Here is a 12983-nt window from a genome sequence, read left to right on the forward strand (position 1 = left end):
TCATGACCACCGCCACCCTCTCCGGCGTCTGCCCCGAGTGCGAGACGGAGCTGACCGTGCCGCCGATCGGCCCCGGTGAGACCCTGTCGTGCCCCGAGTGCCTGCTGACGCTGCGCGTCGAGAGCGCCGTCGACGGTGTGCTGACCCTGGAGACCGTCGAGGTCCAACTGCGCGACTGGGGCCAGTGACATGGCCCTGAGAACCCCCAAGGTGGGCGTCGTCGCCGACCGGATCGCCTGGGAGGAGCGCCGCCTCATCGAGGCCGGACCCGCCCTCGGCCTCTCCGTCGCGTGGGTCAACGACGAGTCCCTGTGCCTAGGTGCGGCCGACGCGCCCTCGGTCGCCGACTTCGACCTGCTGCTCGTCCGCAGCCGCAGCTACACCCGCGGCGGCCTGATCGCCACCCTCGCGGAGGCCGCCGGGGTCCCCACCCTCAACACCGCCCGGGCCATCCACGCCTGCGAGAACAAGGCCGCCCTGCGGGCAGCTCTGCGCACCGCCGACGTGCCCGTGCCGGACCACCGCCTCGTCCTGTCCCGCAAGGACTTCACCCGCGCCCTGACCGAACTGCCCCCGCCCGTCGTCCTGAAGCCGGTCTTCGGCGGCATGGGCAAACGCGTCACCCTGCTCCGCGACGCCGACACCGCCCAGTCCGTCTACGACTACGTGGAGGACCTCGGCCACGCCTTCGAGCAGGCCGCGCTCGTCGAACCGTTCCTCGGCGGCGGCTCCGTGCGCTGCCTGGTCGTCGGCCGGGAGCTGGTCGCCGTCGCCGAGTTCGAGCCGGGCGGCGCCGACTGGCGCAACAACGCCGCGCTCGGCGACCACCAGCGGGCGGCCCTGGACCACGAGCCCGAGATCGCCAAGACCGTGGACGCGGTGCTCGACGTCCTCGGCCCCGGCATCTACGGCGTCGACCTGTTCCGCACCCCCGAAGGACTCGTCGTCAACGAGGTCAACCACGCCCCCGGCTTCCGGGCCGTGTCCACCGCCACCGGGGCCGACGTCCCCTCGGCCATCGGCCGCTACGTACAGGAGCTGCTCGCATGATCCGCGCAGGAGTCGTCGGCGCCTCCGGGCTCGCCGGCGGCGACCTCATCCGGCTGCTCACCCAGCACCCGGAGTTCGAGCTGACCTTCCTCGGCGGCTCCTCCCACGTCGGCAGGCGCCCCGCCGAACTCCACCCGAACCTGCGCCAGGACCTCGGGCTCGCCGTGGAAGCCGTCACCGAGGACGTGGCGGACCGCGTCGACGTCCTCTTCCTCGCCACGCCCGCGCCCGTCTCCGCCGACCTGGCCGCGCTGCTCGCCGACCGCGTCCCCGCGCTCGTCGACCTCAGCGGCGCCTTCCGCATCCGCACCCCGGAGCTGCACGAGCGCTGGTACCCGAAGGTGCAGCGCCGCCCCGACCTCGCCGAACGGTTCGTCTACGGCGTCCCCGAGCTGGTCCGCGACCGCCTGCCCGACGCCGCGCTCATCTCCCTGCCCGGCTGCTACGCGACCGCCCTCACCCTGGGGCTCGCCCCGCTCACGCTCGGCCTGGGCCTGGACCTCACCACCGTCGTCGTGGACGGCAAGAGCGGCTCCAGCGGCGGCGGGCTCCAACTGCGCGCCACCGATCTGCACGCCCTGCGCAACGGCGCCATCGCCCCGTACGCCCCGACCGGCCACCGGCACGCCGCCGAGGTCGGCGACTTCCTGACCCGCGAAGCCGCCGGGAAGGCAGGCTCGGTCGGCTCGCTCAGCATGTCCGCGTACGGTGTCTCCCACGTCCGCGGCCTGCTCACCAGCACGTACGCGTTCCCCGCCGAGCCGGTCGACCAGCGCGCCCTGCACCGCGCGTACCTGCGCTTCTACAAGGGACAGCCCTTCGTGCGCGTACGACGGCACACCGAGACGCTCATCCCGGTGCCCGATCCGCAGGCCGTCCTCGGCTCCAACTACTGCGACGTGTCCGTCCTCCACGACCCGGACGCCGACCGGATCGTGGTGCTCGCCGCGCTCGACAACCTCGTCAAGGGCGCCGCCGGACAGGCCGTGCAGGCCGCCAACCTCCGCTTCGGCCTGCCCGAGGAGACAGGACTGACCATGCAGCCGGTGATGCCCGCGTGAGCACCGCACCCCTCGTCGTGAAGCTGGGCGGCAGCGCCCTCGACGACCTGTCCGGGCCCTGGTGGGACGATCTCGCCGAGCACGCCCGACGCCGCCCGCTGCTCCTCGTGCACGGCTGGTCCAAGCCGCTCAAGCGGCTCGGCGGCCGGCACGCGGACCCCGCCGCCGTGCTGCGCGACCGCTACGGCAACCAGAGCCGGTGGACCACCCCCGAGGTGATCGCCGACATCAAGACGGTCAGCGCGCGGCTCGGCGCCGACGTCCTCGACCGCCTGGAGCGGCGCGGCATCACCGCGCGGCGGCTCCTCGGCAGCGACGGGATCGTCGCGGCGGGCGCCGGTGAGCGCTGGTGGTGGCGCGAGAAGCAGCTCGTCGAGCTGGAGAACCTGGTCGGCCCGATCACCGGAGTCGATCCGGCCCCGCTCGGCGAACTGCGCGCGGGTCACGCCCATCTGATCACGCCGCTCGCCCGCAACGCGGCGGGCCAGGAGGTCAACACCGACGGCGACCGGGCCGCCGCCGCGCTGGCCGGAGCGGTCGGCGCCACCACCCTGGTCCTCGTCACCGACGTGCCCCACCTGCTGGTGGACGACGAACCCGTGACCCGGATCCGCGCCGACGCGGCGGCCCGGTTCCGCGACACCAAGGCGACCGGCGGCATGCGCAAGAAGCTGCGCGCGGCCGGTGAGGCCCTCGATCGCGGGGTGCCCTCGGTGGTGCTCGGCAGCGGCAGCGTCAGCGACCTGCTCGCGGCCCGCACCGGCACCGTCGTCGTCCCCGAGGCCGCGGCGCGCTCCGCGGCCTGAACCCGACGGGCCCCCACCTCTTCGCCTTTGGAGTACTCACGTGTCACTGCCCCGCGTCCTCCTCGTCAACAACGGCACCCTGTCCCTGCCCCAACTGCGCGCCCGCTTCGAGGAGCTGGGCTCGCGGACCGAGACGACCGACGTGGCCTCGCTGCCCGCCCGGCTCGACGGCCGCTACCAGGCGGTGGTGCTCAGCGGCACCAAGGTCCGCGCCTACGACCTCGACCACTACAAGCCCCTCGTCGACCTCGTCCTTAGCTCCCGCCTGCCGGTCTTCGGTATCTGCGGCGGCATGCAGTTGCTCGCCACCCAGGCCGGCGGACGGCTCGTCCCGGGCCCGCAACGGGTCGGCGGCCACGAGGCCGAGGTCGACAAGGACCAGCCCCTCTTCACCTACGTGAAACCCAAGGTGACCGTCTTCCACCGGCACACCCTCTACCTGGAGGCGGCCCCGCCCGGCTTCCGCTCCATCGGCCGCTCCGCGCAGGCGCCCGTGGAGTTCCTGCGCTCCGACGACGGACGCATCCACGGCTCGCAGGCCCACCTGGAGTTCCGCAAGGACGGCCTGGAGATCCTGCGCGGCTTCGCCGACCTGTATCGCTGAACCACCCCGCACCCGCAGCACGCACCGAAGACCCCGACCCCGCGAAGGACCCCGGCCATGAGCTTCACGGCAGACACCGAACAACCCGCCTTCACCGTCCACCTCAACGGCAGCGGCGGCCCGCTGCGCGGCTGGGTCGTGGTGGACACCCTGGTCGACGGACTGGCCATGGGCGGCACCCGGATGACCGGCACCGTCACCGAGGAGGAAGTCGCGGGCCTCGCCCGGGACATGACCCACAAGTTCACCCTCGCCAAGCTGCCCATCGGCGGCGCGAAGGCGGGCATCGTCTCCGACGGCGGCAACAGCGAGGGCGCCGCCCGCGAGGAGACCTTCCGCACCTTCGGCCGCACCGTCAAGCCGCTCCTGCACGGCGGCATCCACCTCGGCATCGACATGGGCGTCACCCCCGCCGACCGGGCCGTCTTCTTCGCCGAGGCCGGCTACGACCCGCGCTTCCGGCGCGGCGCCCCTGACATGCCGGTGGACTGGCGCACGTACTACGAGCCGCTGATCGACGCCACCGGTCACGGTGTCGGGACCGCCGCGCTCACCGCTCTGGAGGCGGGGGGCCGCACCGGTGCCGCCCGCGTCGTCATCCAGGGGTTCGGCGCCGTCGGCCGGGCCGTCGCCCGGTTCCTGGAGACGCGCGGCCACACCGTCGTCGGCGTCGCCGACGTGGCGGGCACCGTCAGCGCCGACCGGCTCCCGGTGGACGACCTGATCGCCGTCACCGACACCTACGGCCGCATCGACCGCTCCAGGCTGCCCCAGCACGTCACCGTCTCCGCCGAGCCCGAGGCATGGCTGGACGTCGACGCCGACCTGCTGGTCCTCGCCGCGCAGAAGCACGCGCTCACCGAGGCCAACGTGCACCGGCTGCGCGCCCGTCTCGTCGTCGAGGGCGCCAACCTCGCCTCCACCGACGCCGCCCGCGAGAAGGTCACCGCCTCCGGCTCCCACCTGGTGCCCGGCGTCATCGCCAACATCGGCGGGGCCGCCTCCGCCGCGCTCGCGGTCACCCGTGTCGTCCCCTTCGACCTGTCCGCCGACGCCCGCAAGGAATGGGTCTTCGACTGGGTGGCCGACCGGGTGCGGACGAACACCCGCGACCTTCTGGAGATCGCCGCCGGACAGGCCGGTGACCCGCTGGCCGAGCTGCTGGACGTCCGCCGCGCGGAGCGCCGATGACCACGCTCGCGGCGGACGTCGCCCGCCCCGGCCCCCCGCGACACACGTATCTGGAACGCGGCTGGTGGCGCACCGACACCTTCCTCGACGACCTGCGCCGCCAGGCCCGCGAACATCCCCGCAAACTCGCGATCGCCGCGCGCCGCCTCGCGGAGTCCCGCACCGACACCCTCGACTACGCCGAACTGGCCCGGCTCACCGACCGGTTCGCCGGTGCCCTGCTCGACCTGGGGGTGCGGCGCGGCGACGCGGTCGCCGTGCAACTGCCCAACCGCTGGGAGCTGGTGGCGCTGATGTTCGCCACCATCCGGGTCGGCGCGGTCATCGTCCCGATCTCCCCGGTGTGCCCGGAGGACGAGCTGCGCCACCGGCTCTCGCTCACCCGGGCCCGGGTATGTGTGACCCTGCCGGACTGGGAGGGCGTCCCGCTCGCGGCCACCGTCGCCGGGCTGCGCGCCGAACTGCCCGAACTGGACCATGTGTTCGCCGTCGGCGGCGGACCCGCACCCGAGGGGGCCCGCCCCTTCCACGACCACTTCGTCGCCCCCCGGTGGGAGGACCTGCGGGCACAGGACCTGGAGGGCCGCGAACTCACCGCCGACGAACCCTTCGTCGTCCTGTTCACCTCCGGCACGACCGGCGAGTCCAAAGGCGTCCTGCACAGCCAGAACACCGTGCACTCGGCGGTGCGCGGGTACGTCGACGCCTTCGGTCCCGGCCCCGACTGGACCGTCGCCGTCTCCACTCCTCTCGTCCACTACTCCGGCTTCGCGCAAGGTGTGCTGGCGGGTGTGCTGCTCGGCGGCACCGTCGCCTTCCAGGACCTGCGCGACAACCCGGCCCTGCTCGACCTGGTCGAACGCTACGGCGCCACCCTGCTCTACGGGCCCCCCGCCACCCTCGCCGACGTGGTCGAGGCCCAGCGCGCCGCCCCGCGCGACACGAGCAGCCTGCGCCACGTCGTGATCGGCTCCGCCCCGGTCCTCGCCTCCCTCGCCGAGGAGGTGCACGCCACACTCGGCGCCCGCGCCCACTCCCTGTGGGGCATGTCGGAGAACGGGCCCGTGACCACCACCCGCCCCGACGACCCCGACGGCTGGGCCGCGCACAGCAACGGCCGCCCCATCGACGCCATGGAGACACGTATCGACCCGCTGCCGCACGGCGGCGCGGACGGCGTCGGCCGGCTCCGGGTGCGCGGGGCCTCCCTCGCGCTCGGCTACCACCGGCGCCCGGAGGCGTTCGCCGCCGAGCTCGACGCGGACGGCTGGTTCGACACCGGGGACCTGGCCCGCGACGACGGCCGTGGCGGCATCCGGGTCCTCGGCCGCGCCCGCGACGCCATCGTCCGCGACGGCGAGGTGGCTCCGGCGGCCCAGCTGGAGGGGGCCATCGGCACGCATCCGGCCGCCGCCGAGGCCGCGCTGGTCGGTCTGGACGACGCGACGATCCTCGCCGTGGTCGTGCCCCGCGACGGCACCGGCCCCACGCTCGACGCCGTCCGCGACCATCTGCGCGCCCTCGGGCACGACGAACGGTTCCTGCCCGACCGGGTCGAGGTGGTGCCCGCACTGCCCAAGACCCTCACGGGAAAGGTCCGCAAGGCCGTGCTTCGCGCCCGCTTCACACCCACCACGAGCTGACCCGACCCTTCCGCCACGGAGAACCCATGCCCACCCCGGTCCCCATGTCCGCGACGCTCGCGGCCGACGCGGTCCTGGCCCGCAGACAACGCGCCGGACAGCGGATCCTGCCCATGGCCAGCGGCGAGATCGGCCTGCCCGTCCTGCCCGAACTCGCCGCCCGGCTGGCCGGTGCCGTGCGCCGCACCGCGTACGGACCGGTCACCGGCAGCCCGGAACTCCGCAGCGCCGCCGCCGGCTACTGGACGCGCCGCGGCCTGGCCACCGCGCCGGAACAGGTGGTGGCCGGGCCGGGCAGCAAAGCGCTGCTGTTCGCGCTGCAACTGGCGATCGGCGGCGACGTGGTGGTCCCGGTCCCCGGCTGGGTCAGCTACGCCGCCCAGACCCGGCTCGCGGGCGGCTCCCCGCTGCCCGTGCCGGTGGCGCCGGGGCGCGGCGGGGTGCCCGACCCGGAGCTGCTGCGCGAGGCGGTCGTCCGCGCCCGCGCGGCGGGGCGCGACCCGCGCGCGGTCGTGGTGACGGTCCCCGACAACCCCACGGGGACCGTCGCACCGGCCGAGACGGTACGGCACCTCGGGTCGGTGGCGCGGGAGTTGGACCTCGTCATCGTCTCCGACGAGATCTACCACGACCTGGTCCACGATCCCGCGTCCCCACCGGTATCGCCCGCCCGGTACGCGCCGGAACGCACCGTCATCACCTCCGGTCTCACCAAGAACCTCGCCGTCGGGGGCTGGCGCACCGGGGTCGCCCGGCTGCCCGACGGCGAGCCCGGACGAGCCCTGCACACGGCGCTCGCCTCGGTGGCCAGCCAGATCTGGTCGAGCCCGCCCGCACCCGTGCAGGAGGCCGCCGCCTACGCGCTGGCCGAACCGCCCGAGGTCGTGGCGCGTGTGGAGGCGAGCAGGCGGCTGCACGCCACGGTGGCACGCGCCGTCGCCGCCCGGCTCACGGCGGCGGACGCCGTACTCGCTCCGGTGGTCGCCACCTGCTACCTCTACCCGGATTTCGAACCACGCCGGGACCGCCTGGCCGCGCTCGGCGTGACCGGCGGCGAGTCCGCCGCCCAGTGGCTGCTCGACCGGCACGGCGTCGGCGTGCTGCCCGCCCGCGCCTTCGGCGAACCCGGCGATCCCCTGCGGCTGCGCGTCGCCACCAGCCGCCTCTACGGCACCACCGACGACGAGCGGCAGGCCGCGCTCGACGCCGCCGACCCGCTGCGGCTGCCGTGGATCGACGACGCGCTCGACCACGTCGGGACGGCGTTCGCCCACCTCACCGCAGGCATCTGACCCCCACCACCTCTCACGAAGCGAGGCTTCCATGCCCGAGCCCACGTCCCCGTCCCCCGTACCGCCCGTGCTCTTCGAAGCCGACCACCAGGGCCGCCGCCACGTCGGCTTCGGCCTGCCCGAACCGGGCGCCGCGCTCACCCTCCACCCGGTCGACGCACCCACCCTCGCCGACACGTTCCTCACCACCGACGGTTCGCCCGAGGCGGTGCGGACGGCGCTCACGGCGGCCGAGCCCGTCACCGTGCCCGCCGACGACCCGGAGCTGCGGCTGCGCCCGCCCCTGCTGCCGGAGGCCACCGGCAGCGCGCTGCTGAGCGGCTTCATGGGCACCCACACCAAGAAGTGGGGCGGCGAGAAGGCGCCGGAGGGCGGTGAGTTCACGCCGCCGAAGTGGTTCTTCAAGGGGTTCGGCGACTGGGCGCGGCTGCCGGGTGAGGATCTCGTCGTGCCCGCCTCCCCCGTGGCGCTCATCGAGGAGCCCGAGGTGGCGCTCGTCTACGTCAACGACGCCGACGGCACCCCGCACTACGCCGGCTACACCTTCGGCAACGACCTGTGCGACATCGGCCTGCACCGCAAGGATCCGGGCTACAACCCGTACTGCAAGCTGTGCGACACGGCGCTCGCGCCCTGGCTCTTCCTCGGCCCGCCGCCCGCCTCGGTGACCGGCCGGACCACGATCCTCCGCGACGGCGCCACCGCCTGGGAGGGCTCCTTCGACTGCGGCGGTGACGCGCTGTACTTCCGGGTCGCCGACATGGCCGCGCACTTCTTCACCTTCCCCGCCGTGCGCAGGCCGGGCCTGGTCAACTACCTGCTGCTCGGCGCCGACGAGGCGAGTTTCCACGACGGCTTCCGGATCGCGGACGGGGACCGTGTCGCCATCGAGGTCAAGAGCCATGGCGTCACTCTCGACAACACCGTGCGCTTCACCGCGCCCGCTCCCGCCCCGGCCGTGAACACCGCGTGAAATAGGGGCCCTTGGCCTGTGCGGCGCCCTCGGCGCTCGTGCAGGCTCGGGGCACCACCCCGCACATCCACCACAGGAGGTAGGAACCACCGTGACCGCCCCGGCCGGGAAACAGGTGATCCTCGCCGCGCAGCTGCCCGGCATCCACAACGTGACCGTATGGTCCGACCCCAGGTCGCGCAGCCAGATCGCCTTCGAGTCGTTCGCCGCGCTGGCCCGCACCGCGGAGCGCGGACTGTTCGACTTCTTCTTCCTCGCCGAGGGGTTGCGGCTGCGTGAGCACAAGGAGCGGATCTACGAGTACGACGTCGCGGGCCGCCCCGAGAATCTGACGGTGCTGGCCGCGCTGGCGGCCGTCACTCGGCGCCTCGGTCTGGCCGCGACGGTCAACGCGACCTTCAACGAGCCCTACGAAGTGGCCCGCAGGCTGGCCACCCTGGACCATCTGAGCGGGGGTCGCGCCGCCTGGAACGTGGTGACCAGCTTCGACGCCTTCACCGGTGAGAACTTCCGCAGGGGCGGCTTCCTGAAGGAGGCCGACCGCTACACGCGCGCCGCCGAGTTCCTCGCCGTCACACGGCAGTTGTGGGAGAGCTGGGACGACGACGCCCTCCTCGACGATCCCGCGCAGGGCCACTTCTTGCGTCCCGGCGCGGGGCGGTTCGCGCACCGGGGTGAGCACTTCGACATCAGCGGCCGCTTCACCTCGCCCCGGAGCCCGCAGGGCCATCCGGTGGTCATCCAGGCCGGGGAGTCCGACGCGGGCCGCGAGTTCGCCGCTTCCGACGCCGACGTCATCTTCAGCAAGTACAACCGGCTGGACGAGGCGCGCGCCTTCTACCGCGACGTCAAGGGCCGCCTCGCCCGCCACGGGCGCGGCCCCGACGAGCTGAAGGTGCTGCCCACCGCCACCGTCGTGGTCGCCGACACCGACGCGGAGGCCGCCGCGTACGCCGACGAGATCACCCGTGCCCAGAACGGCCCGGAGACCGCCCTCGCCCACCTGGAGGCGGTGTGGGGCCGCGACCTGTCGGCCTACGACCCCGACGGCCCCCTGCCCGACATCGACCCGGACCCCGACTCCCTGCTCCTGCGCGGCCACTCCGTCTTCCGCACCGGGCGGCTGGAGACCGCGCGCCGCTGGCGGGCGCTGGCCGAGGAGCGCGGCCTCAGCATCCGTGAACTCGTCATCGAGGTGCACGGCGGGCAGACCTTCGTCGGCAGCCCGCGGACCGTCGCCGACGCCATCGAGCACTTCGTGCGGAGCGGCGGCGCCGACGGGTTCGTCCTGGTGCCGCATCTGACCCCCGGCGGCCTCGACGACGTCGTCGACCGGGTGGTGCCGCTGCTCCAGGAGCGCGGCGTCTTCCGCACGGAGTACACCGGCACCACCCTCCGCGACCATCTGGGCCTGGGCCCGGCGCGCCCCCGCGCCCATGCCCGTACGCCCTTGCAGGAAGGCAGCGCGACGCGATGACCGGCACCCCCTTCCACCTGGCCGTCGCCCTCGACGGGGCGGGCTGGCACCCGGCGGCCTGGCGCACGGCCGGCATCCGGCCCGCCGACCTGTTCACCCCCGACTACTGGAGCGCCCTGGTGGCGGAGGCCGAGCGCGGGCTGCTCGACTTCGTCACCCTGGAGGATTCGCTGGGCCTGCAGTCCGCCGCCTTCCACCGGCCCGACGACCGCACCGACCAGGTGCGCGGCAGCCTCGACGCGGTCCTGCTCGCCGCCCGCCTCGCCCCGCCGACCCGGCACATCGGACTCGTACCGACCGCGAACGTCACGCACACCGAGCCGTTCCACCTCTCCCTGGCCGTCGCCACCCTCGACTTCGCCGCCACCGGACGTGCCGGGTGGCGCCCCCAGATCGCCTCCCGGGCCGCCGACGCCGCCCACTTCGGGCGCCGCACCACTCCGCAGCTCACCGACGAGGAGGCCCGCGACCCGGAGCGCATCGCCGCCCGGCTCCGCCCGCTGTTCGACGAGGCCGCCGACGTGGTGGAGGTCGTACGCCGCCTCTGGGACAGCTGGGAGGACGACGCGGAGATCCGCGACGTCGCCACCGGCCGCTTCATCGACGGTGACCGGATCCACCCCGTCGACTTCGAGGGAGCGCACTTCAGCGTCCGCGGACCCTCGATCACACCCCGCCCGCCCCAGGGGCAGCCGCCGGTGGTGAGCCTCGCGCACGCCTCCGTGCCGTACGAGTTCGCGGCGCGCGCCTCCGACGTCGTCCTCGTCACCCCGCACGACCGGCCCGGTACGAAGGCGGTGCTCGGCGACGTCGACGCGGCGGCCACCGCCGTCGGCCGCGACCGCGCGGCACAACCGCTCCTCGTCCTCGCCGACCTGCTCGTCCTCCTCGACGACACCCCCGGCGAGGCGGCGCGCCGACTGGCCCGCCTCGACGACCTCGCGGGGACGCCGCTCACCTCCGACGCCGAGATCTTCACCGGCACCCCGGACGAACTCGCCGACCTCCTCCTCGACCGGCGCTCCGCCGGGCTCGACGGCTTCCGCCTGCGCCCCGCCGTCCTGCCGCACGACCTGACGGCGATCACCCAAGGGCTGGTCCCGGCTCTCCAGCGCCGGGACGCCTTCCGTACCGCCTACACGAGCACCACGCTGCGAGGACATCTCGGGCTGACGCGCCCGCGGAGCCGGTACGCCGGCACACGTGCGGGTCAGCCGCCCGTACGCACCTCGTCGTAGGGGCTACGTGTGTGTCGCCGCGCGGCGCTCACACGTGTGCGGCCGACGAGCCCGAGCAGGAAACCCGCCGGAATGGTGAGCAACCCCGGTGTCTGCAGCGGGAACCAGTGGATGTCGTGGCCGGGGAAGACCGCGACGGGCGAGCCCGTCATCGCCGGGGACCCGGCCAGCAGCACCACGACGAGCGGCAGCGTCCCGTAGACGGTCCAGCGCACACCCGTGGCGGAGTAGCCCGGCAGGAACAGCGTGTACAGCAGGACCGGGGCCAGCACCGACGCCGCCACCGTGAACGACAGCGCGATCAGCGTCATCGTGCCGCGGTCCCCCAGCAGGGCCGCGAGGACGACGGCGACGGCACCGACGACGACGATGCCCACGCGCGCCTGCCGGATCTCCCTCGCCGCGGCCCGGCCGACCGTGCCCCGCGCGGGCCGCGCCCGGAAGTCACGCGCGATGCTGGAGGCGGCGGCGAGCGTGATCCCGGCGACGGCCGCGAGAGTGGTCGCGAAGACGGCGCACGCGACGATCGCGAAGAGCATGCTGTGCCGCGCCCCGCCCTCCACGGGGTCGAGCGCGCCGACCACCATCAGCAGGGCGGTCGCTCCCCCGGGGTCCGCGGCCCGGATGGCGTCCCGGCCGATCAGCGCGCACGCGCCGAGCCCGGCCACCACCACCCCGGCGCACACCGCAGCGACCGGTCCGACGGCCCAGCCCACGGCGCGGCGGGCGGTGCGGGCGTCCCGCAGCGGATGCAGGCGCATGGTGACGTGCGGCAGGCAGGCGGCGCCGAGCAGAAGGGTGGCCTCGAAGCTGAGGAGATCGAGGCGGCCGCCCAGGGAGTGGCCGAAGTGCAGCCCCGGGAGCGCGTACCCCGAACCGGCCCCCGAGCGGTCGCGGGCGGCGTCGAACAGGCCGGCCGGCGACCAGCCGAACCGCGCGAGGACGATGCCCGCGAGCAGCAGCAGGGCGGTCAGGACCACCCCCACCTTGAGGATCTGCACGTAGCCGACGCCGCGCATCCCGCCGATCGCCGCGTAGCAGATCATGAGGGCGCCGCCCGCGACCGTGCACCAGGTGAGCGCGCCCCCGGGCAGGCCGAACATCGCCACCATGACGCGGCCGGCGGTGGTGAGCTGCACCAGGAGCAGCGGTGCGAGGACGACGAGACCGGCGACGCCGAGCGCGCCACGGACGGACGGGTCGCCGAGCCGGTCGGTGAGGAAGTCCCCGAGGGTGAACACGCCGCCGCGCCGCAGGCGTTCGCCGAGTATCCGCATGACGAGGTAGAGCGACAGGACGGTGGCGGCGGCGAAGAGCATGCCGTCGGCGCCGTCCAGGGCGACCGCGCCCGTGGTGCTGAGCAAGGTGGCCGCGGAGATGTAGTCACCGGCGAGGGCGAGCCCGCCACCGACCGGCCCGAAGGCCGCGCTGCCACCCGCGTAGAAGTGCTCGGGGTCGTCGACGTCCGCCGCGGCGAGCCCGCACAGCAGCAGGGACACGGCGACGAACGCGAGGAAGACCACGACGGCGAACGACTGCCCGTCACCCGCGCTCACGACCGGCACCCCCGCGCGCGGAATCCGCCACGGTGAACTGGCCTGTACGGAAGCGGTGTTGATCGGTGTGCGCAAGACATGCGGGGCATGGC

General features: G+C 74.2%; 12 protein-coding genes. 11 read left to right on the forward strand and 1 reads right to left on the reverse strand.

Annotated elements, in window-relative coordinates; translation table 11 throughout:
* Nucleotides 1–2 precede the first annotated feature (2 nt).
* The 11 genes from ABZ877_RS09800 to ABZ877_RS09850 all read left to right on the forward strand — a co-directional run bounded on the left by ABZ877_RS09800 (nucleotide 3) and on the right by ABZ877_RS09850 (nucleotide 11335).
* Nucleotides 3–188 carry a lysine biosynthesis protein LysW gene (locus ABZ877_RS09800; protein WP_361067147.1) on the forward strand — a complete coding sequence of 62 codons (186 nt, stop codon included), beginning with the start codon at nucleotides 3–5 and terminating at the stop codon, nucleotides 186–188.
* A 1-nt stretch (nucleotide 189) separates the two neighbouring features.
* On the forward strand, nucleotides 190–1050 hold the full coding sequence (locus ABZ877_RS09805) for a RimK family alpha-L-glutamate ligase (RefSeq protein WP_361067150.1): 861 nt from the start codon (nucleotides 190–192) through the stop codon (nucleotides 1048–1050).
* Entirely contained in the window at nucleotides 1047–2111 is a 1065-nt protein-coding gene (gene argC, locus ABZ877_RS09810) for an N-acetyl-gamma-glutamyl-phosphate reductase (RefSeq protein ID WP_361067153.1), read from the forward strand. The genes ABZ877_RS09805 and argC overlap by 4 nt, the downstream gene beginning before the upstream one ends.
* On the forward strand, nucleotides 2108–2917 hold the full coding sequence (locus ABZ877_RS09815; protein WP_361067156.1) for an acetylglutamate kinase: 810 nt from the start codon (nucleotides 2108–2110) through the stop codon (nucleotides 2915–2917). The genes argC and ABZ877_RS09815 overlap by 4 nt, the downstream gene beginning before the upstream one ends.
* A gap of 40 nt (nucleotides 2918–2957) precedes the next feature.
* Nucleotides 2958–3521 (forward strand): gamma-glutamyl-gamma-aminobutyrate hydrolase family protein, encoded by a 564-nt coding sequence (locus ABZ877_RS09820; protein WP_361067159.1) that lies wholly within the window; start codon nucleotides 2958–2960, stop codon nucleotides 3519–3521.
* A gap of 57 nt (nucleotides 3522–3578) precedes the next feature.
* Nucleotides 3579–4712: a Glu/Leu/Phe/Val dehydrogenase dimerization domain-containing protein gene (locus ABZ877_RS09825; RefSeq protein WP_361067161.1), complete on the forward strand. Its 1134-nt coding sequence runs from the start codon at nucleotides 3579–3581 to the stop codon at nucleotides 4710–4712.
* The gene (locus ABZ877_RS09830) at nucleotides 4709–6355 is read left to right on the forward strand and encodes an AMP-binding protein (protein WP_361067164.1); all 1647 of its coding nucleotides are present in this window, start codon (nucleotides 4709–4711) and stop codon (nucleotides 6353–6355) included. The genes ABZ877_RS09825 and ABZ877_RS09830 overlap by 4 nt, the downstream gene beginning before the upstream one ends.
* 26 nt (nucleotides 6356–6381) lie before the next feature.
* Nucleotides 6382–7647: a pyridoxal phosphate-dependent aminotransferase gene (locus tag ABZ877_RS09835; RefSeq protein ID WP_361067167.1), complete on the forward strand. Its 1266-nt coding sequence runs from the start codon at nucleotides 6382–6384 to the stop codon at nucleotides 7645–7647.
* Nucleotides 7648–7678: 31 nt separating this feature from the next.
* A complete protein-coding gene (locus ABZ877_RS09840; protein WP_361067170.1) occupies nucleotides 7679–8620 on the forward strand; it encodes a fumarylacetoacetate (FAA) hydrolase in 942 nt (313 codons plus the stop codon).
* A gap of 91 nt (nucleotides 8621–8711) precedes the next feature.
* Complete coding sequence (locus ABZ877_RS09845; protein WP_361067173.1) at nucleotides 8712–10097, forward strand: NtaA/DmoA family FMN-dependent monooxygenase; 1386 nt, start codon at nucleotides 8712–8714, stop codon at nucleotides 10095–10097.
* Entirely contained in the window at nucleotides 10094–11335 is a 1242-nt protein-coding gene (locus ABZ877_RS09850; RefSeq protein ID WP_361067176.1) for an LLM class flavin-dependent oxidoreductase, read from the forward strand. The genes ABZ877_RS09845 and ABZ877_RS09850 overlap by 4 nt, the downstream gene beginning before the upstream one ends.
* Here ABZ877_RS09850 and ABZ877_RS09855 read toward each other — a convergent pair.
* The gene (locus tag ABZ877_RS09855; protein WP_361067178.1) at nucleotides 11308–12891 is read right to left on the reverse strand and encodes a cation acetate symporter; all 1584 of its coding nucleotides are present in this window, start codon (nucleotides 12889–12891) and stop codon (nucleotides 11308–11310) included. The two genes, ABZ877_RS09850 and ABZ877_RS09855, sit on opposite strands and share 28 nt — an antisense overlap.
* Nucleotides 12892–12983: the final 92 nt, after the last annotated feature.

It is taken from the genome of Streptomyces sp. NPDC046939, assembly GCF_040644575.1.
Classification (GTDB): Bacteria; Actinomycetota; Actinomycetes; order Streptomycetales; family Streptomycetaceae; genus Streptomyces.